Raw genomic sequence first — 20996 nt, 5'->3', positions numbered from 1 at the left:
GCGGTGGAATCGGAACCTCTTATGTGGCGCTATCGGAGACTTTTTCTGGTGAGATCGGACAGTGTCAGCGCCGGGGGCGGTTGTTAGGCTCAACCCCCACGGCACCTCCAATAAGAATTAAAAGCAATGAAGCTGACATTTCTCCTGTTGCTGCTTTGTGCAATGGCCCCGACGGCGTGGGGCTGGTCGAACCACACGGTGGGCAGCTATCTGGCGTTGCAGGAATTGCCAACGCTGCGCGATGCGCCGCCGGTTGAGGTCGAGCCGCTGGAGCGTTTTCTCGCCGAGCAATATCCGGCCGTGGTCGCGCTGCTGGAGCAACAGGAAAACTTCGCCCGTGAACACTTCACCCAATACCCGCCGCGCCCCGACAATCTGAAGCTGCCCGCGGTGCCGGGCGACAATCTGCGCCACGATTTTCTCACTGCGTTGCGGCTCAATCCGCGCATTCATCTGGCGATGGTCATTCAGCCGCTGCCGGGCCAAGACCTGCCCGAACGCGAACACCTCAGTGCCGATCAGGTGATGGTCGAGCAGACGCTTTCGCCATGGAATCGTCAGCGTTTCATTCGCGTGGCGGACGGCGAGAAAGTCGCGGCGCTGGCGGTATTGGCGACCGCTGCTGATGAGCCGGATTACGGTCACGACATCAATCTGTTCAGCGATAACCCCAGCGAGGTCGGCGCGCTGTATGGCTTCGGCCCGCAGCCGTTCGGCGATGCGCGTTTTCAGTACAGCTCGCAGGCGCCTTTCCACATGGGCTTCTTTCATGAAAGCCCGGTGGTGTATGCCGCTGCCGGATTTCTTCAGCGCAGTTGGCCGGACTGGCGCGCCTATCAGTACCTGGGGCTGGCGCGTTTGGCGTTCGCCACTGGCCATTCTTACTGGGGCTACCGCTTTCTCGGATGGGGCGCGCACCACGTGCAGGACCTGACCCAGCCGTATCACGCCAAGCCGTTGCCCGGGGTCGAACTGCCGAGTCTGTTGCTGCTGGAAGGCAAGGCGCTGGCCGGTTTTGCCGATGATAAAAAAGCCTCGATCGAGCGCGTCGCCACCCGCCATATGGAAATCGAAAAGTATCAATCGACCTGGCTGCGCCGTGTGCTACGCGCCGGTCAGGCGCATCCGATGCTCGCGGCCTACGCCGATGTCGCTCAAGACCAACAGTATCCGCCGTACTCGGTGGACTACTTGCGCGAAGTGGTCAGCGCCGAGTCGGTCGAGGACTCGGCGGCGTTCGATGAAGCCATCGGCCAGTGGTTGGAAACGGCGCCGGTGACCAGTGATTTCAGCAGCGGCAATCAGTTGCAGCGCGAGACATTCGAGCATCCGGCACTCAATCAGCAGCTGTTCAAACTGCTCGGGCATTTCGGCGCGCACAGCCGGATTTATGTCCGTGCGGGACTGGCACCGTAGCCATCGCGGCCACGTAAAAAAACAATAAGAACAAGGAAGGAGGAACCCATGATCAACACTCGATTGCGCCTCACCGGCATGGCACTTCCCGGTGTCGGCCTGGCAGGGCTGCTGCAACTCTGCGCGGTGGATGCGCTGCAGGCTGCCGAGTTCAGCGTGCTGGACAATCAAGTCACCGGCTCGATCGACACGACCCTGTCCTATGGGCGTTTGTGGCGGGTGCAGGGCCGCGACAAGAATAACGATGACGTCAATACCAACGACGGCAATCGCAACTTCGACACCGGACTGGTTTCCGAGGTGTACAAGATCACTTCGGAGCTGGAGGCCAACTACCAGAACTACGGGATGTTCCTGCGCGGCACGGCGTTCTACGACACCCAGTTGATGGACAAGCGCAACGATTACTACCGCAACAACAACCCGGCGCAGCCGAGTCAGAGCTACCCGCAGGACGACCGCTTCACCAGCCAGACCCGCGACATCGCCGGCAGCCGGATCGAGATGCTCGACGCCTATGTCTACGGCAACTGGGACGTGGCGCAGATGCCGGTCACCGCGCGGGTCGGTCGTCAGGTGTTCAACTGGGGCGAGGGGATTTTCTATCGCGGCGGGATCAACACCACCAACCCGGTGGACGCGGCGAAATACCGTTTGCCGGGGGCCGAGGTCAAGGAAGTGCTGATGCCGGTGGAGGCCGTGAGCTTCAACATCGGCCTCAGCGATTCGCTGACCCTGGAGAGCTTCTACCAGACCAACTGGAAGGAAACCCGCATCGACCCGGTCGGCACTTTCTACTCGCAGACCGACCTGTTCGCCGATGGCGGCAACACCGGTTACAACAACTTCAGCGGCACCGCGCTCGATACCCCGGTGCCGGGCTTCGGCAACGTCATCGGTCTGTACAGCGCACTGGGCAACAACCCGTTGCTCGGCCCGGCGCTGAAAAGCACCGGCCTGTACGCCAACGGTGTGACCCCGGCCTACGGCAACACGCTGAAAGTGGCGTCGATCGGCAAGGACTACAACGCGCGCAACGACGGCCAGTTCGGCTTCGCCTTCCGCTACATCGCCGAGGAGCTCAACAGCACTGAGTTCGGCCTGTACCTGGTCAATTACCACGCCAAGGAGCCGACCATCGCCGCTGATCTGGGGGGCTACAAGGGCATCGACATGAATGCCCTGACCAACATGCTGTCCAGCGTGGCCGGCAGTCAGGCCGGGGCACTGGCCAACGGTCTGGCGACGGCTGATGTGATGGGTAACATCCAGGCGCATCGGCGTTATGCCGAAGACATCCGCATGTATGGTTTCAGCTTCAACACCACTTTGGGCCAGGCCTCGGTGTTCGGTGAGATTGCCTACCGGCCGAACCTGCCGATCGGCATCGCCGCGACTAACGACTTGATCGGCGATCTGGCCAACGGTGCCGCTGTGGCGGTGACCGGCAAGGCGATCAACGTCGGCGGGCAGATGGTCACCCTCGACAGCGAGATCAACAACGCCGAGCGCGTGGAGGCGTTCAATACCTCGCTGGGCAGCATCTACAACTTCGGCCCGACGCTGTCGTTCGACTCGATGTTCGGCATCTTCGAACTGGCCTCTGAACACCTGCGCGGCAGCAGCCTGCAGTACACCGCCTACGACGGCAGCACGCGTTATTACGCCGGTACCGGCAACACCTCTTATGTATCCGGCGGTGATCGTGACGATCAGGTCAACCGCAACTCCTACAGCTACACGGTGATGTTCAACGGCACCTGGAACGATGTGTACGCCGGGGTCAACGTCTCGCCTTACGTCGTCTACAAGGACGACTTCAAGGGCAACAGCTATCAGGCCGGCAACACCATCGACGGGCGCAAGGCCTACACCCTGGGGATCAAGGCCAACTACCAGAACAAGCTCGAAGCCGAGGTGCAATACACCAACTTCTGGGGCGGCGGACAGAACAACGGGATTCGCGACCGCGACAACGTCGGGTTCAACCTCAAGTATTTCCTTTAAGGACTAGACGCAGATCCATTGTGGGAGCGGGCTTGCTCGCGAATACGGTGTGTCATTGAAGTGGTTGGTGACTGACACACCGCCTTCGCGAGCAAGCCCGCTCCCACAGGGGAACTGCGGTGTCCTGCAGACCTCACACGGAGATCGATCATGTTTTACACATCACGATTCAGCAAAACCACGCTGGCGCTGGTTCTGGGCCTCACCGCCGGCAGCGTCCTCGCCGCCATTACCCCGCAACAAGCCGAACAACTGAAAACCACCCTCACGCCCATGGGCGCCGAGCGCGCCGGCAACGCCGCCGGCACCATTCCGGCCTGGACCGGTGGCATCACCCAGGCGCCCGCCGGCTACAAACCGGGCCAACATCACCCGGACCCATATGCGGCGGACAAGCCGTTGTTCACCATTACCAAGGCCAATCTCGACCAGTACAAGGCCCACCTCAGCCCCGGTCAGATTGCGCTGTTCAACAGCTACCCGGACACGTTCCAGATGCCGGTCTACCCGTCGCGTCGCTCGGGTTCGGCGCCGCAGTGGCTGTATGACAACACCCTGAAGAATGCGACCTCAGCCAAGCTGCTGGAGGGCGGCAGCGGATTCGCCGATGCCTACGGTGGTGTACCGTTCCCGGTGCCCAAGGACGGCATCGAAGTGCTGTGGAACCACATCACCCGTTATCGCGGGATTTACGTGGTGCGTCGCGCGTCCGAAGCCCCGGTGCAGCGCAACGGCAGCTTTGCGCTGGTGACTTCGCAGCAGGAAGCGCTGTTCAATTTTTACCGTCCGGGCGGGCAGTACGCCGACCTGAAAAACATCCTGTTCTACTACCTCGCCTTCGTGAAAAGTCCGGCGCGGCTGGCCGGTGGTGCGGCGTTGGTGCACGAGATGCTCGATCAGCTCAAGGACCCGCGCCAGGCCTGGGTCTACGACGCCGGCCAACGCCGCGTGCGCCGCGCGCCGAACCTGGCATATGACACGCCGATCGCCTCGTCCGATGGCCTGCGCACGGCGGACGATACCGACCTGTTCAACGGCTCGCCGGATCGCTACGACTGGAAGCTCAAGGGCAAGCAGGAAATCTACATTCCCTACAACAACTACAAGGTCGGCAGCCCCGACGTGAAGTACGCACAACTGCTGACCCCGGGCCACCTCAACCCGCAATTCACCCGCTATGAGCTGCACCGTGTGTGGGTGGTCGAAGGCAACCTCAAGCCGGGCGCGCGGCATATCTATTCCAAGCGCGTGCTGTTTCTCGACGAGGACAGCTGGGGCGCGGCGCTGGTTGATCAATACGATGGGCGAGGGGAGTTGTGGCGGGTGTCGATGGCCTACCTGAAAAACTTCTACGACCTGCCGACCACCTGGAGTGCACTGGACGTGTTCCACGACCTGCAGGCCCGGCGTTACTACGTGCAGAACCTCGACAACGAAGAAGCCTCCACCGTGGACTTCTCGCAACCGGTGCCGGAAGACGCGTATTTCATGCCGTCGGCGTTGCGCCAGCGCGGGACGCGCTAAGGGGCACCGGACTGCTGATCGAACGCAATCCCTGTAGATACCGTCTTGACCCTTACCGGGCAAGTGCCAATTTCGGGTCAAATGGCTGACCATCTGCTGCAGCTGGAGCCCAGGCGTGCCAGTTGAAGAGAGAATGGCCGTTCGGAAGATTGCGAGGTTTCAGCAAGAAAGGATGTGCTAGCCTGCAATCAATGATTTCATTGATTGCAGGAGGCGTCATGGCCAGCATCACCATTCGAAACCTTGACGAGAAGCTCAAGGAACAGTTGCGTATCACCGCTGCTCATAACGGACATTCCATGGAAGAAGAGGCCCGCCTGATTCTTGGTCGAGCCTTGGCAACGGTGGATCGTGCCGGTGGACTTGGAAGCCGGATACGCAACAGATTCAGTGCTCTCGGCGGAGCAGAACTTGATCTGCCAGCGCGCTCAGAGAAAGCCACCGGGGTGGATTTCTCTGAATGATAGTGCTCGATACCAACGTGCTTTCAGAGTTTATGCGTATCGAACCTGAAGCCAGAGTGCTGGCCTGGGTTGATGCGCAGCCCGCCATGGATCTGGCCATCAGTGCGATAACGGTGGCAGAGATACTCCACGGCATCGCCCGACTTCCCTCAGGCAAGCGCAAACAGAATCTCCAAGCCCATGCGATGGCAATGTTCGAGGAGGACTTCGCTGGACGCATTTTGCCATTCGATGCGCATGCCGCCGTCGAGTACGCGTCACTCGTAACAGATTGCGAGGCAAAGGGGCGAGCGGCGTCAATGGCTGATGCTCAGATAGCCGCAATCTGCCGGGCTCATGGTGCGGCAATCGCCACGCGTAACGTGAAGGACTTTCAGTTCTCAGGAGTGGAAGTGATTAATCCGTGGGAGGTGTGAGCGTTGGGGCAGTGAGCATGGGCTGACTGGACTGACGCCATCGCGGGCAAGCCCGCTCCCACAGGTTTTTCGGTCGTTCACACATTTTGTGTTCGACGCCTTACCTGTAGGAGCGAGCCTGCTCGCGAATCGATCTTTCGTTCAGCGCAGAGGTGAAGATCAGACGCGGAAGTGGCTGACCATCTGCTGCAACTGACCCCCCAGGCGCGCCAGTTCAACGCTGGACGCTGCGGTTTCATCGCTGGCCGCGGCGGTCTGTTCCGATACGTCGCGCACGTTGATGATGCTGCGGCTGATCTCTTCGGCCACGGCGCTTTGCTGTTCGGCAGCGGCAGCGATCTGCTGGTTCATCGACTGGATGTTCGACACCGTGCGGGTGATGTTTTCCAGGGAGTCGCCAGCCTTGCGGGTCAGGGCCACGCTGCTGTCGGTCAGGGCGCGGCTGTTGTTCATCACGGCAGCGACTTGCTGGGTGCCGTTCTGCAGACCGGCGACCAGGCCTTCGATCTCTTCGGTGGATTTCTGCGTACGCTGGGCGAGGCCACGGACTTCGTCGGCGACCACGGCAAACCCACGCCCGGCTTCACCGGCACGCGCCGCTTCGATCGCGGCGTTGAGCGCCAGCAGGTTGGTCTGTTCGGCCACGGCCTTGATCACGTCCATGACGCTACCGATCTTGTCGCTTTCCTGTTGCAGCACGCTCATGGCTTCGGTGGAACGCACCACTTCGCTGGCCAGACGTTCGATCTGCGCGATGGCTTCATTCACCACTTTGTCGCCTTCACGGGCTTCGCCGTCAGCGGCGGCAGCGGCTTGCGAGGCTTCTTCGGCGTTGCGCGCCACTTCCTGCACGGTGGCGGTCATCTCGTGCATGGCGGTGGCCACCTGGTCGGTCTCGACCTTCTGGCTGTTCACACCGGCGCTGGTCTGCTCGGTCACGGCCGAGAGTTCTTCGGCGGCGCTGGCGATCTGAGTGACGCCGTCGCGGATGCCGCTGATCAGGTCGCGCAGGGTCACGCCCATGCGCGCGATGCCTTGTTGCAGAACGCCGAGTTCGTCGCGGCGGGTGACGGTGACGTTCTGAGTCAGGTCGCCGCTGGCAATGCGCTCGACCACGGCCAGGGTTTCTTGCAGCGGACGGGTGATCTGACGGGTGATGATCACTGCGGCAATCACACCGACCAGCAGCGCCAGCAGGGTGCTGATCAACTGGAAAGTACGAGCCTGGGCGCTTTCGATGTCGCGACGGTCGAGCTGGATCTGGTACAGCTGCTCGCTGGTGTTGACGATCGCGGTGCCCTGATCGGTCATCTCTTTACGCGCCTGCACCGCTTCGGTGTTGGCGTTCTTGTACGCCTGCAACGCGCTGCGGTAATTGGTCAGGGCGGTTTCCAGCTGACGGAGCGTGTCTTGCTGGGTACCCGAGAAGTGCGTGTTCAACTGCTTGAGGCTGTCGATGGCCACGTTCAGTTGGGCGACGGCTTTCTGCTCGGTTTCGGCATTGGTGGTGGCGGTGTAGCCGCGCACTTCATAGCGCGCGAGGATGAACGCTTCCTTGGCTTCGGTGATGGCCTGGAACTGCGCGAAGCGCTCGTCGCTCAGGGGCAACTGCTGAACGCGGTTGCTGATCGACTCGATCAGGTTGTAAGCGGTGTCAGCGTTGGTGCCCATCACGTCGCGGGCACTGTTACCGGTGCGGTAGGCGTTACGCATTTTGTTCAGCGAGGTCTGGTATTCGGCGATGGTCGCGGCCTGTTCTTTGAGCAGCTTGACGTTTTCCGGGCTCTTGAACTTGTTGATCAGCGCCTGTTGTTGCGCGGCGAAGCTTTCGAGGGTGGTTTGTACATTCTGCGCGGCGGTTTCGTCGCCGTTGGTCAGCATGTATTGCAGGCGCACCACACGCAGCTTGGTCAGACCCGCATTGAGCTGGGTGATGTCGCTCATCCAGTTGCTGCGGTCAATCAGGCCGCCGAGGCTTGTCCAGCCAGTCAGGGCGAGGACGCAGGTCAGGGCCAGGACCAGGCCGAAGCCCAGGCCCAATTTCATGTTCACGCTGATGTTGCCGAACCAGCTATTCATCACAATTCCTCCAGGAACGTAGAGCTACTTGATCGTCGGTCAGGCTGGAAGATTGTTGTTTTTTTGAGCCAGCAAGGGTGTTAGCAGGTTTGTATCGGCCGCAAAAACGAGAGCTGAAAGGATTTTGTCCTACGGAATTTGTAACAAGGGCACTTCAAGACTTTTTTCACATACGTTTCACCGGCCACTTACGCACGCCTCTTTACCCTTGCCGCATCGAATTGACTGTGATGCATGCCGACGAGGCGGCCCGATGTGGAATTGAGACTGAGTCTGTTCGGCGTCAAACGCTCGATCTCCCTGAGCGGACTGGCCCGTTACCGCAATACCTGGGTGGTGCTCGCCACGTCGCTGCTGGTGATTCCGCTGACCCTGTGGCTGCTCGCCCCGGCGGCGGTGCCGGACCTGGCGCATGGCAATGTGTCCGGCGCCCGCGCGCTGGCGGCCGGGTGGGCCAAGGGCGACATGATCGTGCTGGTGCGTCACGTCGAGCGCTGCGATCACTCCCCGGCGCCGTGCCTGAGCGGCGATGATGGCATCACCGACCGCTCGCGCAGTGTCGCCGTCGGTGTCGGCGCACAGTTCGAGCATCTGGGCCTGAACCGCGTCGATATCTATAACAGCCCGATGCTGCGCACCGTGCAGACCGCCGGCTACATGTTCAACCGCGCGGCCAGCGAAGACTGGCTGATCAGTTGCAAGGGGCGCATCTTGCAGGAAGCGCTGGCGCACAAGATCCCGGGACGCAATCTGATTCTGGTGACCCACAGTGAATGCATGGCGGAGCTGGAAAAGGATCTGGATGTACCGGTGTCTGACCCTGGATACGGCTCTTCGCTGTTCGTTTCCGCCGCGAACAAGGCCGCCCCGCGCATGCTTGGCTTTATCGAGGCCTCCGACTGGCACTCAGTGACCACCCGATGAACTAAGGTGCACAAAGCGTCAGCCCAAACAAAACCCGCCAGTCCGGCGGGTTTTTTATTGTCTGGCGCGAGGGGCGTCAGTAGCCGACGAAGTAATACGCCTGACGCCCGACCATCATGGTCTTGAGCACTTTGAGCGGTGCGGCGGGTTCGCGGTCTGCCGAGATCACCGCGACGTTCGAGGGTGACGCGCTGAGGAAATCATGCAGTTGCGCGTCGGTGTCCAGCCCCTTGAGCACGCTTTGGGTGTAGAACACGCTGGCGCCGCCGACCCGTTCATTGGCCTGGAACAGCGCGACCTGATGACCGTTGGCCTGCAGGCTCTGAATGTGTTCGGTCAACGGCAGGAACGACAACTCCTTGTCGGCGTTGGGCAGTGCCCACTGGGCCGCGCCGAGGTAGCTGGCGATCACCACCGTAAGCAGTCCTGCGGCAATCGCCTGACGATGACGGGCGACTTTTCCGATGAAGCGGTCGGTGGTTTCGCGCGCCTGCAAGCGCTCGAACAACACGCGCGCGTACTCCGCGGCGATCACCGCAGCCGCCGGGGTCATCGACATCAGGTACACCGTGCGCTTGCTCGAGGCCAGGGTCAGCATGATGAACTGCGCAACGATCCACAGGCTGAAAAACAGCAGGTAACGGTTGGCCTTCAGCTCCTTGCGGAAATGCCACAGGCCCAGGTACACCAGAATGTTCCACGGCAGGAACGCTTCCGGCAGTTTGGCCAAATAGTAATAGAACGGCTCGTAATGCCCGGCTTCGACGAACGAGCCGCTGAAGCGCCCGACGCTGTTGGTCAGCAGCACTTCAGCGACGGCGTGCGAACCACCGCGCTGATAGAGCACGGCGAGCCAGATCAGCAACGGAATCAGCCCCACGGCCGTGAGCAGGCCGGGACGCAGCCAGGCGCCGATCTTCAAGCGTTTGTCGATCAGGTTATCAGCCAGCAGGTAGGCGAAAATCACCACCCCCGGCATCGCCAGACCGAGCACACCCTTGCTCAAAGTAGCGATAGCGATCCCGACGATAAACAGCAGCGAGCTACCGGCGCTCGGTGCGCGTTGTGCCTGAAAGAACGCCAGCAGCGCCGTGGCCACGCCGAGCGCCAGCAGCGCATCCTCGCCGACCCCGCGCACGTTGCTCCAGTAACTGGCCATGGTCGCCAGCAGAATCCCCGCCGTCCAGGCGACCGCTTTCGGGCGCCCGAAACGGCGCAGCATGCCGTACAGCAGCATCACGCTGAGCAACCCCGCTACCGCCGACGCCAGCCGCACCGCCCACGGCGAAACGCCGAACACGCGCATGGCGCCGGCGTCCAGCCACAGGCTCAGCGGTGGTTTTTCCAGAAACGGCTCGCCAAACAGGCGCGGCGTCACCCAGTCATCGTCCAGATGCATCTCCATGGCGATCCCTGCGACCCGGGCTTCGGTGGAGCCTTGCAACTGGTGGTTACCCAGAGCGAAAAAAAACAGCAGGGCGGCGAGTAGAAATAGTGAAGTGGCGGCACGCGGCATGGATTTCAGGCAACCGGAAAGGGCAGGAGCCTTGAGCATACTTCGCCAATGCTTAACAAATTGTGAAACTCACGCTAATTGTCGCGACCAGCGCTGTTCCGGTGCTTCGAACAACGGATTGACCAGCGCCGTCAGCACATGATCCTGCCAACGTCCGGCGATATTCAGATAAGCCTTGGCATAGCCCTCGCGCTCGAAACCCAGGCGCTCCAGCAGCCGCGCACTGCGCTCGTTACCGGGCATGTAGTTGGCCATGATCCGATGCAGGTTCTGCGTGTCGAACATGTAGCCGATGCCGGCCTCCAGACCCTCCTGCATCAAGCCCTGGCCCTGATGCGCATGGTCGATGTGATAACCCAGATAACAGGCCTGAAACGCTCCGCGAATGATCCCGCTGAAATTGCACGCGCCGATCATCTGCTGGCCATCCGGCGTCAACAGAGCGAAATGCATCGCCAGCCCGGCCTCGAAAGCACTGGCCTGGACTTCAAGGCGTCGGCGAATCTGTTCGCTGGAAAAGTATTCGGTGGTGCGAATCGGCGACCAAGGGGCGAGGTGGCGCTGGTTGCGTGCATAGAAATCACTTTCCAGCTCGGCCTGTTCCGGGGCGAGGATGGCAAGCGTCAGGCGTTGGCAGGGCAGGCTCAGCAGTGACATCGGCGGCTCCGGTTGGCAGGGTCGAGGGACAGGATTGATCACGGGATGGAAAAAAACAAACCGCGCTGGCGCCCTGTAAATTTCTTTGGTTGAGTGCACAGGGTTATCGACTGCGGAATTTTCGGGATTGGAGGAACAAGCAATGGAATTTGCATTGACGGTAGATGGGTTGGCACTGCGTGTTCGGGCGCCGGACCCAGCGCTGGTCGCTCCGGTGCGGGAGGCGCTGAACGCCAGTTACCGCGAGCATGCGCCTTTTCTCGAGTGGGCGATCGAACATACCAGTGAGGAGCGAGCGCTGTCGTCCATGCTGCAAGCGCGGGATGACTTCGCCAGCGAGACCGGTGAGCGGCGCTTATTCATCGTGACTGAAGACGGACAAGCCGTCGTTGGCTGCATCGGTCTGGTGCCGCGTCGACGCAAGCGCTACGTCGTCGGTTATTGGGCCAACAGCGCGTTTGCCGGCAAGGGCTACATGCGCGAAGTGCTCCAGCAATTAGTCAGGCGCCTGTCTGAGTTCACCTTTTACCTGACCACATCGTCGGCCAACACCCGCAGTCAGCGTCTGGCTGAAGCGGCGGGGTTTGCGCTGATCAGGGTTCACCCACAGGCGCGGCAATCGCATCAGCACGGCGTGCAGGACACTTGGGTGTATCGCTCCGGCAGCAAACGCCAGGCAAAAAAAAGCCCGCGGGAGAGCGCGGGCGAACCGTAGTTTCTTGAATGAGCGAGCGGACTGTACCGTGTTGATCGCACCGGAGCAGTGAAGAAAAATTCATCTCGGTGGCGGCGGCTCTGCAACGCTTCAGGGCAGATGATCCGCGGCGAAATCGGCTTCCGAACGTGCGCGTAACCGGCCCTTGCGGCAGGCCTGCTGAAAGCGTTCGAAGTCACGCTCGTTCTGCGCGGTGTAACTGCGTGCGTATTTGAACAGTGCGTCCGCCAAGGCATCGCCCTTGCCGATATATCCACTGATCAGCGCCGCATTGCCTGAGGCTTTGGCGTGCGCTCGGGCCAGCGCGCGACCACAGACCCGGGCATAGGCGGCGAAGGTTTCGGCGTCGAAGTTTTCCAGCTCGGCGGAGATTTTCATGTCGCGCAATTGCCGGACATAGAAAAACCGCCCGGTAGGGCCGGTGGTCCAGCCAAGAAACAGGTCGCTGGCCGATTGCATCAGGCGCTGACCCTCGACCACTCGCTGACCTTCATGGCGCGTCCGGCATTTGGCTTTCACGTAATCGGCCAGCACCGAGCGCCGCGCTTCCTTGAATTGCAGGAACAGCGGCGATTCCCGTTCGTCAGTCAGCAGCGCCACGAGACAGCGGGTGCCAACACTGCCCACGCCGACCACTTTGAACGCCAGATCCTGCACCTGAAACCGCGAGAGCAATTCCCGACGGTCGGCCTGCAGCGTGGTTCGATAATCGCGCATGAACGCTTCGGACAGCGGACGCCAGTCTGACAGCCGCAGCCAGTCATCATCGGCGTCGAGCAGCGTGGTGTTGTTGTGCAGGTGAAAGATTTCCGGCAAGTCGTCGCGAATAACCAGCCGCCCGTTGGCGTCGCGCTCGCTGATCTTCGGCAGCAACTCGGCGTGGGTGCGCCGTTCGGCTTTATCGACGGCACGCTGTACATGCTCCAGCGCACTCTTGCGCGCCTGATCGAGCAAGTCTTCGTACTTGATCGAGTCGTACCAGGTTTCCAGCGCACTCTGCTCGGCGCACTCAAGCATGGTCGCCTGATAGGCACCCACCATCTGCCGGCACACCTCTTCCTGAACCGAATCACCATGGCGCAAATCACGGGTGGCGATCACAAAACTGGCCGCCAGACGCTTCAGATCCCACTCCCACGGCCCTGGGTGAGCCTCGTCGAAATCGTTGACGCTGAACAACAGATTGCGCTCCGGCGTGGCAAATCCGCCGAAATTCATCAAATGCGCGTCACCGCAGATTGGCCCGACCAGCCCCATGTTCTCTGTGTCCGACAGATCGTGTGCCTGCACCAACGCATTGCCGCGAAAGAAGGCGAACGGCGACACCAGCATCCGTCCGTAACGCAACTCCACCAGTGAGGCGACACGGCCCTGACTCGAGGCCTTGATCAGTGGGATCGGATCTCGGCTCATTTTGCCGGTGGTGGCGTGGGCGCTGCGCGAGCAATTCTTGCGGGCGTCCTTGCCTTGCTTCATGCGGTCTTGGAGGGTGGTCATAGGGGCCTTTTTTTGGCTTTGCAACGTTGTCCCGGCCATCCCTTGAAGCCTGAAAAGCCCCGGGAAAGGCCAGCGCTCATCGGGTGGCAAATTGATATTGCGTCAGGTAGCATTCAAATGCCATCACCCCCCTGGCATTGAGTAAAGCACTATTCAGGCCCGTCGGAGTGTGTGTAACGCCTTCCACACAGGGTAGCCGGGGCGGGATAGGCGGCATCACGTGATGCTGCTCCAAGGCTGAGCTTCACATTCACAAAATGAAAGTTATCGGGCCCTTCTCGGATCGTTATGGGCCCTCGCTTGCGTTCACTTTGATCGCATCGTTCTTGTTCCAGGGATTAGGCACACGATATGGCTTTACTCTTTCCTTCTCGATCCGCTTGCCAGTTTGATACTCCGGGTGAGCGGCGTTTGGCAGAACGTCTGGAGAAAAAACTTACGGACGATTGGCTTTCCTGGTTCGATGTACCCATCGGTCTCAAGGCCCGACGACCTGACTTTGTCATCATGCACCCGAAGAAAGGAATCCTGGTGCTGGAGGTCAAGGACTGGAAGATCGATATCATCAAAAGCATGAGCGTGACCCAGTTCAGCATACTTGTCGAAGGTGAGCTGAAAAGTGTTGCCAACCCGCTAGAGCAGGCGCGCATCAATACCTTTGAGGCCGTGAATCTACTTCAGAAAGACCCTGCCTTGAAACAACCGCCCGGATCTATCCGCGAGGGCAATTTATTGATGCCCTACAGTTGGGGCGTGGTGTTGCCCGAGATCACCCGAAAGCAATTTCAAAGTGAGGGGCTGGCGCAGGTAATGAGCGCTGATCGGGTCATCTGCCGCGACGAAATGACCGAAACGGTGGATAACCAAGAGTTTGAAAAGCGTCTGACTGACATGTTTGTCCAGCGGTTTCCTTGCCATCTCACCGATGCTCAAATTGATCGCGTGCGCTATCACCTGTTTCCGGAAGTGCGGGTGAATGTATCACCCGGTCAGTTCGGACTGTTCAGTGCGCATGACGCACCGGTACCAAGCTTCATCAAGGTCATGGACTTGCAGCAGGAGCAACTGGCTCGTTCCATGGGTGAAGGTCACCGGGTCATTCACGGCGTCGCAGGTAGCGGCAAGACGATGATCCTGGGATATCGTTGCGTATACCTGGCGCAAACGTCGAGCAAACCTGTTTTGGTCCTGTGCTACAACAAATCCCTGGCTGGACGGTTAAAGCAAGTACTGACAGCTCACGGGTTAAGCAACAAAGTGTCGGTGCGCAACTTTCATGGTTGGTGCTGGGATCTGTTGAAAGCAGCGGGTGCTGATTTGCCGGGTAAAGATTTGACCCCCGAGGAGGCCATGGCGTTTCTTGAGCACCATGTATTCGAGGGTGTCGCCAGCGGACTCATTGCCAAAGGGCAATATGGCGGCATATTGGTCGATGAAGGGCACGACTTCCAACCTGAATGGTTTGAACTGGTCGTCAAAATGCTCGATCCGCAGATCAACTCTCTATTGGTGCTCTACGACGATGCACAAGCCATCTATCGTGGTAAGGCTGGCAAGGGCGGTATGGAGTTCAGCTTCGCCAGCGTCGGCATCCAGGCGCCAGGGCGAACCACCATTCTGCGCCTCAACTATCGAAATACCCTGGAGGTGCTGTCGGTGGCCCGAGCGTTCTCCCTGGACCTCCTGAATGCGCGTGATGCTCAGGAAGACAATGTTCCGATCGTCGCGCCTCAAAGCGCTGGACGACGCGGCCCGATCCCCGAACTGCTCCATTGCTCGACGTGGTGGCAGGAACGCGACTGCATCGTTGAGCGGATTCGCGATGAACAAAACAAAGGGCGCAGTCTGGAAGATATGGCCGTGGTTTATCGCACTTCCTCCCAGGCACTTCAGATCGAAAAGAATTTGGCGTATGCAGGAATTCCTTTTGTCTCCGGTCGTTTCGCCAAAGGCCGCGGCGAACTTTACAGCGGTGCAGATGCGGTCAAAGTCGTCAGCATGCACTCTAGCAAGGGGCTGGAATTTGGTCTGGTGATCATCCCCGCATTGCATGAAATGCCCAAAACGGGCGAAGAAGAGGCGGACGAAGCCCGTTTGCTCTATGTCGCCATGACGCGAACAATCGAACGTCTGGTGATGGTTCACCGTGAGCATTCGATTTTTACGACCAGAATACGTGAGGCAATTGATGCGGTGAGGGCGCATCTGGCGGGTGATGATGCGATAGAGGTGGCGGGCTAAGTTGCCATGCCAATCAGGGAGTGATTTCTTTGTTCAGATGAGTCCGGCTCTTTGAACGTTTATTCCCGAGGGATCAAGTGATAGCGCCATTGCCTGGAGAGTGGCCGTGGTTTTAACGGTCGATGGGGGGCGAACGATAGGGGGATGGATTTCAGGAACAAACAAAGACGTCCTTGGACGCATTTGTGATCATTTGGTGAGCCGGGTTAATTTGAAACAGCCCCATATTCATATGATTTTTTTAGTTTTTTAGCGGCTAGGTTTTACTTGTGGAATACCGAAAGGAATACCAATGTTCTCATTTGGTGCAGTGAGAGCGATGTTGCTCAGAGGTTCATCTCCGAGTCTTAAAAAGATTTGTGACCGGCGCTCGACCTCCATACCCATAAAGTTGCTACCCAGGTGAGCGATGCTCGCCAGCATAATCTTCTTGCCAAGGTTGGCGGTGAAGGCTTCTGTCGTCAGTCTCTTGCTGGTATTTGGTGGGCCATGAAGTTCAGGGTCGTTGCCTACCAATGGTGTCCAATACGGCAAAGCCTCACTCGATGTATATGGTCTGATAATGCTCGATGTTGGCGACCGCTTCTGCCAGTTGTTGCTAAAGCGCGCACGACATCTGTATTGGCAGGATGCAGAGTTGTTTTGTTGGGGAGAGTGGGTCGTTAATACGGTGGCAGCGGGCTGGTTGATGAGGTGCTGGGCTCATATATGATCGAGATCGGATATTGCTAGGGTCATGCGGGCTAAAGTCGAAGCGTTATCGAGCTTTTTCATGACCTCGGTTGCGCCTGTTTGACACTCAAAAAACTGGAGTACGTCTGTGAGTGATGTGCAAGGAAGGCTGTTCAAAGTCTGGTTGACCGATACCGGAAAAACACCGAATACCGCCAGTAGCTACCGTTCTGGCCTCAATACCATCAGCAACCACTTGGGGCGCCAAGTGCTTCTGATTACGGATGTGGATGAGCTGACGACTCTCTACGGGCAATACGGCCCAGGTGGTGAATTTGCGCAGATTGGTGCGAGCAACAGCAACAACGTGCAGAACGGACTAAAGCAGTGGCTTGAGTACCAGCGGCAGATCGCGCGAGGTGCAATTGAGGGCTATGCAGATCAGCGTGTGATTCAACTTCTGGACAAAGGTACCGCTGAGGAGCAGGCGTGGGTCTGGAGGCTGCTCAAGTGCTTCCGTGAACACTATCCTCAGGCCGACCACTGGACAGTGAATATTACCCCTGCGGATATTCGAATTGGTGTGCGTGAGCAAAACAGTTTGAAAGGGAAGCCCGCATTCACTCTTTACTGGTACGGGGGTGAAATTTGCTGTTCAGTTCGCGGAGTCGCAGATCATCGGGCGCTGATGGACGCGCAGGAGGAAGGCTGGGAAATCAGTGCGCAACGCTGTCCCACTCAAGCCGATGTAGAGGCTTGGATCAGCACCGTCGACAAGGTACTTGAGAACCGGCAATTACCATTGAAGGGGAGTGGGTTGGTACCTAGTGATTATGGCCAGGCTGAACCAGAAGGTCCGGAGGCTGCTATCGACTTGTCGGCAACCAAGCCCCCGCTCAATCAAATATTGTTCGGCCCGCCCGGTACCGGCAAAACGTACGCCACCATCAACCAGGCATTGGCAATTCTCGCGCCCGAGTTCCTGGCGCAGAACACCGGCAATTCTCCTGAAGCTCGCCAGCGGTTGAAAGCCGAGTTCGAGCGCTTTGCTTCTGCGGGGCGCGTGCGATTCGTGACCTTCCATCAGAGCTTCAGCTATGAAGATTTCGTCGAGGGCATCCGCGCGGACTCAGACAGTGAAACGGGACAGTTGCGCTACCCCATAGAGGCGGGTGTATTCAAGCGTATCTGTGACGATGCCAAGACGCAGCCGGTTGCAGACTTGGGGGTTCGCTCCAATGCCGCTATCTGGAAAATTTCTATCGATGGCTCGGGCATGTCACCCAGCAAAAACTATTGCCTGATGCATGGCGAGGCCCGCATTGGATGGGGCCACTGCGGGGACTTGAGAGAAAACTACGAAGCCAATGACTATTACCAGGGCCTAGGCTCAGGTGATAAAGGCACGCTCCACTACTTCGCTGAGCAAATGGCAGTGGGGGATATTCTGTTATGTATCCAGTCGGCTGAGAAGGTCGGCGCCATTGGCGTAGTAACCAGCGAGTATCGGTATGAAGCCGATGTGCCTGCTGGGGTGAACCCTCACTATCAGCATGTGCGTTCAGTGCGTTGGCTTTATCGGGGCATCAACCTGTCCATTCTGCCCATCAACGATGGCCGTCAGTTCACGTTGAAAACCGTCTATGCAATGAACCGCTTCACCTGGGCAGACTTGCTGACCTATCTGCAGCACGAGGGTATTAAAGCCGTCGAACCCTCAGTACCCTCCTCGCCAGCGGACACGCCTTATGTGCTCATCATCGACGAGATCAACCGGGGCAATGTGTCGCGTATCTTCGGCGAGCTGATCACACTGATAGAGCCTTCCAAGCGCGATGGTGCGGATGAAGCGCTCAGCCTACAACTACCCTATTCGAAAAAGCCGTTCACCGTGCCTCAGAACGTGCACCTCATCGGCACCATGAATACCGCAGACCGTTCGCTGGCCGGGCTCGACATCGCGTTGCGTCGGCGCTTTGTATTCAGAGAAATGTTGCCAGAGCCGCATTTACTGGATGGTGCTACGGTCGAGGGGGTGAACATTGGCCAATTGTTGAGGGTGATGAACCAACGTATCGAAGTGCTGCTTGATCGCGAGCACTGCCTGGGGCACGCCTACTTTATGCCGTTGCTGAACGGTGGCACGCTGGCGCAGTTGGAGCTGATTTTCCGCAACCAGGTACTGCCGCTGTTGCAGGAATACTTCTTCGAAGATTGGCAACGCATCCAATGGGTATTGAACGACCACCGTAAACCCGCCACTGATTGTTTCGTGCTGCGCGAAACGCAGAATTTGCTGGCGCTATTTGGCGACAAAGTACCTGCGCAAGACCAGGTGTGGCGTATCAACCCGTTGGCTTTCAGTCGGCCCACGGCCTATGCCGGAGTGATCAGTGCCCTTGTCAGCACTCAGGATGCCATTAATCCGGAGGAGCAAACGGCGTGAGTACGAACGTTATCGTTCGGGAGTACGCCAGGCTAACCACGGCGCCGGTGCCGCCGGGCAACCTGGATTGTGCGCATATCTCGGGAACGGCGTTCGACTGGCTGTGCGACCTCAGTGCGAACTTCAACCGCGCTGGCGCGACGCTGTTGCAGGTCGAGGGCCGGCAGTCGCTAAAATGGGACAGCTATGTGGGAGTTATTGAAACTCCCTGCGGCACACGTCTTGAAATACTGCCCAAGCATTTTGAACAAGGTGACTGTGTGCTCAAGAGCCGCACGCTGTTACGAAAGTTGATTCAAGCGGCGCTGTTTTTAAAGCCACGACAGGTATCAGTTACGGCGCTGGAATTGTTCGATGCACCGCTCACTGAATGGGTGATGGGACAGTATCTGAATGAGCTGGATGCCTTAGTAAAACGCGGTATTCGATTCGACTACACACGCGTTGAGGAGGAGCGACCCTTTTTGCGTGGCCAGCTCAATGTAGTGGCCCAGCTCCGCCAGCCCCCGGGCCGGCAGCACCAGTTTCAAGTGCGTCATGATGTCTACCTGCTGGACCGTGCGGAAAACCGGTTGCTGAAACTCGCGCTGGAACAGGTCGCCAAAGTAACCCAACTGCCTGCCAACTGGCGTCTCGCCAATGAGCTGCGCGCCTTGTTAGCAGAGATACCTGCCAGCCGGCACGTCGCACAGGATTTCCGCCTGTGGAGCCGTGATCGCCTGATGGCACATTACGGCGCCATCAGGCCCTGGTGCGAGCTGGTATTGAACCAGCAGATGCCGGTTGCGGTGCAGGGTGCTTGGCAAGGGGTAAGCTTGCTTTTCCCGATGGAGCGGTTGTTCGAGAACTATGTGCAGCAGTCACTTGGCAAGCAGTTAATGCCGGGTGTTGAGCTCACAGCTCAGACCTCGCAAGCGGACCTCTGCCGCCATGGCAACAGAGGAATATTCCGGTTGAAGCCGGACTTGCTAATGGATACTGCCGAGCAACGCTGGGTGTTGGACGCTAAGTGGAAACGCATTGACCAACGCAACGCTGGGCAGAACTACAACCTGAGCCAGAGTGATTTTTATCAGCTGTTCGCGTATGGCCATAAATACCGTAACGGCGGAGGTGTACCTAGGCTGGTGCTGATTTACCCATACTGGGCTGGTTTGCAGCGGGCGTTGCCAGTGTTTGATTATGGGGAAGGGATGCAGTTATGGGTGCTGCCGTTTGATTTGGAGGCAGGGTGCTTGGTTGATGCGGAGGTAGCGAGTGTGCCGCTGTTGGGGAGAGCGCTTGGCGCGGTCAGGGGATAGCGTTGTTGGTTGCATTTGCACGGGTGAATTTGATACAGCGATGTAGTCCCGCCGATTCACCTGCAGTGTCGCCTGTCGCGGCGAAATCGGCTTCCGAATCCGCCGCTATGAGCCAGGTCATTTCAGAATTCCGTGACCTTGTCCTCACGCAAAATCCACGCAGCTTCACTTGCCACCAACGTGTACTGAACCTGACGCATCTTCCCCGTACGCCCGGCGCCAGCGTCGGCACTGTCATACACCGGGAAGTGTTGTACCAATGAGTTTTCCATCACGGCAAACGAGTCCTCGCCCTGATAACCCTCGGCGGTTTTGGGGTTTTCGGGTTGTCGCTGACGGGAGGCAGGTAGATTGCGCTCAGAGATTTCTTGTTGTTGGCTGAGTAGGCGATCAGTTCGCCCGGCATGCCGCGCCCGGGCGAGCGGGTAAAAAACGTAGAGTTCTGAGGAGCCGTCGTTATTGATATCAGCGACTTCGGCGCGCACCACATCACCCGTTAGTGCCCGGCTGATGACCGTGTTGTCGATCTCCAGCCCCTAGGGAGCGATGCGCAGCGTCGGTTTGCCATCGACCTGCTCGGTGCTGACGTGAAAAGCGATGCCCTGCCATTCCAGTGTCTGATCGAATGGCTTCTGCACGGTGGCATCGCCGTTGACCAGCCTCAGCGACAAATCGTAGTTGGCCACTTCATTACGCCTGGCGGCGTTGCGCATGAGGTAGATCTGAATCGTGTATTCGCCATCGCTGGGCAATGTGCCGAGGAAGTGATTGCCCATGATCGAGCCGTTGAACAGGGCGTAATCGGCACTCTTGGCGAGGATGTTGAAGTAAGCGGAGGTGTTGGACGGTTTGAAGTCGACGGTCAGTATCTGGCCGGCCTTGGCGTTGAATGTGTACTGCGCCGTCTGGTCAGCCTTGATCGACTGTTTGCGCTGGACGCTGTCAGCGCTGGTTGTGAAAGCGATCGGTTCGACGCGTACAGCGTCGGCGTCGGCCGCATGGGCGGACAGGGAAATCAGTGCGGCCAGCGCTGCGGCAATCCAGCTCTTCAACTTTAACTCCATTGCATCTATCTCGATGTTCGCAGCATAGAGCCTGCGTCGAGCGACCGCCCAGAGATT

General features: G+C 58.8%; 17 protein-coding genes. 10 read left to right on the top strand and 7 right to left on the bottom strand.

Annotation, left to right across the window (positions count from 1 at the left end; all coding sequences use genetic code 11):
- Positions 1–126: 126 nt before the first annotated feature.
- The 5 genes from M0814_RS18385 (at position 127) to M0814_RS18365 (ending at position 5827) form a co-directional block, all read left to right on the top strand.
- A complete protein-coding gene (locus M0814_RS18385; protein ID WP_103485476.1) occupies positions 127–1416 on the top strand; it encodes a phospholipase in 1290 nt (429 codons plus the stop codon).
- Between the two features lie 78 nt (positions 1417–1494).
- Positions 1495–3423 carry a DUF1302 domain-containing protein gene (locus M0814_RS18380; RefSeq protein ID WP_247868516.1) on the top strand — a complete coding sequence of 643 codons (1929 nt, stop codon included), beginning with the start codon at positions 1495–1497 and terminating at the stop codon, positions 3421–3423.
- Between the two features lie 150 nt (positions 3424–3573).
- Entirely contained in the window at positions 3574–4947 is a 1374-nt protein-coding gene (locus tag M0814_RS18375) for a DUF1329 domain-containing protein (RefSeq protein ID WP_103485474.1), read from the top strand.
- A 218-nt stretch (positions 4948–5165) separates the two neighbouring features.
- On the top strand, positions 5166–5411 hold the full coding sequence (locus M0814_RS18370) for a hypothetical protein (protein ID WP_003221476.1): 246 nt from the start codon (positions 5166–5168) through the stop codon (positions 5409–5411).
- Positions 5408–5827, top strand: a complete 420-nt coding sequence (locus M0814_RS18365) for a type II toxin-antitoxin system VapC family toxin (protein ID WP_003221478.1) — start codon at positions 5408–5410, stop codon at positions 5825–5827. The genes M0814_RS18370 and M0814_RS18365 overlap by 4 nt, the downstream gene beginning before the upstream one ends.
- Positions 5828–5986: 159 nt before the next feature.
- Here the strand turns inward: M0814_RS18365 and M0814_RS18360 are convergent, their stop codons facing one another.
- Positions 5987–7906 (bottom strand): methyl-accepting chemotaxis protein, encoded by a 1920-nt coding sequence (locus M0814_RS18360; protein WP_103520275.1) that lies wholly within the window; start codon positions 7904–7906, stop codon positions 5987–5989.
- 255 nt (positions 7907–8161) lie between these two features.
- Between M0814_RS18360 and M0814_RS18355 the strand changes: the two genes are divergently transcribed.
- Complete coding sequence (locus M0814_RS18355) at positions 8162–8830, top strand: histidine phosphatase family protein (RefSeq protein ID WP_103484357.1); 669 nt, start codon at positions 8162–8164, stop codon at positions 8828–8830.
- A 76-nt stretch (positions 8831–8906) separates the two neighbouring features.
- Here M0814_RS18355 and M0814_RS18350 read toward each other — a convergent pair whose 3' ends face one another.
- Both M0814_RS18350 and rimJ read right to left on the bottom strand, forming a co-directional pair.
- Entirely contained in the window at positions 8907–10385 is a 1479-nt protein-coding gene (locus M0814_RS18350; RefSeq protein WP_103484356.1) for a glycosyltransferase family 39 protein, read from the bottom strand.
- A gap of 30 nt (positions 10386–10415) precedes the next feature.
- Positions 10416–11003 (bottom strand): ribosomal protein S5-alanine N-acetyltransferase, encoded by a 588-nt coding sequence (gene rimJ / locus M0814_RS18345; RefSeq protein WP_103484355.1) that lies wholly within the window; start codon positions 11001–11003, stop codon positions 10416–10418.
- Between the two features lie 142 nt (positions 11004–11145).
- On the opposite strand from rimJ, the gene M0814_RS18340 reads away from it, so the two are divergent.
- Entirely contained in the window at positions 11146–11718 is a 573-nt protein-coding gene (locus tag M0814_RS18340) for a GNAT family N-acetyltransferase (RefSeq protein WP_103484354.1), read from the top strand.
- A gap of 90 nt (positions 11719–11808) precedes the next feature.
- On the opposite strand, the gene M0814_RS18335 is transcribed toward M0814_RS18340, so the two are convergent.
- Positions 11809–13215, bottom strand: a complete 1407-nt coding sequence (locus M0814_RS18335; protein WP_103484353.1) for a DUF2252 domain-containing protein — start codon at positions 13213–13215, stop codon at positions 11809–11811.
- Between the two features lie 351 nt (positions 13216–13566).
- On the opposite strand from M0814_RS18335, the gene M0814_RS18330 reads away from it, so the two are divergent.
- Entirely contained in the window at positions 13567–15456 is a 1890-nt protein-coding gene (locus M0814_RS18330; RefSeq protein WP_103484352.1) for a 3'-5' exonuclease, read from the top strand.
- A gap of 249 nt (positions 15457–15705) precedes the next feature.
- Here M0814_RS18330 and M0814_RS18325 read toward each other — a convergent pair whose 3' ends face one another.
- On the bottom strand, positions 15706–15990 hold the full coding sequence (locus M0814_RS18325) for a hypothetical protein (protein ID WP_146774704.1): 285 nt from the start codon (positions 15988–15990) through the stop codon (positions 15706–15708).
- A 286-nt stretch (positions 15991–16276) separates the two neighbouring features.
- Between M0814_RS18325 and M0814_RS18320 the strand changes: the two genes are divergently transcribed.
- Together M0814_RS18320 and M0814_RS18315 are read left to right on the top strand one after the other, a co-directional pair.
- The gene (locus tag M0814_RS18320; RefSeq protein WP_247868514.1) at positions 16277–18574 is read left to right on the top strand and encodes an AAA family ATPase; all 2298 of its coding nucleotides are present in this window, start codon (positions 16277–16279) and stop codon (positions 18572–18574) included.
- On the top strand, positions 18571–19875 hold the full coding sequence (locus M0814_RS18315; protein WP_103484351.1) for an McrC family protein: 1305 nt from the start codon (positions 18571–18573) through the stop codon (positions 19873–19875). Before M0814_RS18320 ends, M0814_RS18315 begins: the two co-directional genes overlap by 4 nt.
- A gap of 122 nt (positions 19876–19997) precedes the next feature.
- Here the strand turns inward: M0814_RS18315 and M0814_RS18310 are convergent, their stop codons facing one another.
- Together M0814_RS18310 and M0814_RS18305 are read right to left on the bottom strand one after the other, a co-directional pair.
- A complete protein-coding gene (locus M0814_RS18310) occupies positions 19998–20360 on the bottom strand; it encodes a hypothetical protein (protein WP_247868513.1) in 363 nt (120 codons plus the stop codon).
- 51 nt (positions 20361–20411) lie between these two features.
- Positions 20412–20927 (bottom strand): hypothetical protein, encoded by a 516-nt coding sequence (locus M0814_RS18305; protein WP_247868512.1) that lies wholly within the window; start codon positions 20925–20927, stop codon positions 20412–20414.
- Between the last annotated feature and the right edge of the window lie 69 nt (positions 20928–20996).

The sequence above is a fragment of the Pseudomonas sp. MWU12-2020 genome (assembly GCF_023100605.1).
Lineage (GTDB): Bacteria > Pseudomonadota > Gammaproteobacteria > Pseudomonadales > Pseudomonadaceae > Aquipseudomonas > Aquipseudomonas fluorescens_H.
The sequence above is the reverse complement of the archived record's forward strand: the minus strand, read 5'-3'. Positions and strand labels throughout refer to the sequence as shown.

Bases quoted from the DNA above. Each gene is read 5' to 3' on its own strand.
- M0814_RS18385 (WP_103485476.1), top strand. From the start codon at position 127: ATGAAGCTGACATTTCTCCTGTTGCTGCTTTGTGCAATGGCCCCGACG.
- M0814_RS18380 (WP_247868516.1), top strand. From the start codon at position 1,495: ATGGCACTTCCCGGTGTCGGCCTGGCAGGGCTGCTGCAACTCTGCGCG.
- M0814_RS18375 (WP_103485474.1), top strand. From the start codon at position 3,574: ATGTTTTACACATCACGATTCAGCAAAACCACGCTGGCGCTGGTTCTG.
- M0814_RS18370 (WP_003221476.1), top strand. From the start codon at position 5,166: ATGGCCAGCATCACCATTCGAAACCTTGACGAGAAGCTCAAGGAACAG.
- M0814_RS18365 (WP_003221478.1), top strand. From the start codon at position 5,408: ATGATAGTGCTCGATACCAACGTGCTTTCAGAGTTTATGCGTATCGAA.
- M0814_RS18360 (WP_103520275.1), bottom strand. From the start codon at position 7,906: ATGAATAGCTGGTTCGGCAACATCAGCGTGAACATGAAATTGGGCCTG.
- M0814_RS18350 (WP_103484356.1), bottom strand. From the start codon at position 10,385: ATGCTCAAGGCTCCTGCCCTTTCCGGTTGCCTGAAATCCATGCCGCGT.
- rimJ (WP_103484355.1), bottom strand. From the start codon at position 11,003: ATGTCACTGCTGAGCCTGCCCTGCCAACGCCTGACGCTTGCCATCCTC.
- M0814_RS18340 (WP_103484354.1), top strand. From the start codon at position 11,146: ATGGAATTTGCATTGACGGTAGATGGGTTGGCACTGCGTGTTCGGGCG.
- M0814_RS18335 (WP_103484353.1), bottom strand. From the start codon at position 13,215: ATGACCACCCTCCAAGACCGCATGAAGCAAGGCAAGGACGCCCGCAAG.
- M0814_RS18330 (WP_103484352.1), top strand. From the start codon at position 13,567: ATGGCTTTACTCTTTCCTTCTCGATCCGCTTGCCAGTTTGATACTCCG.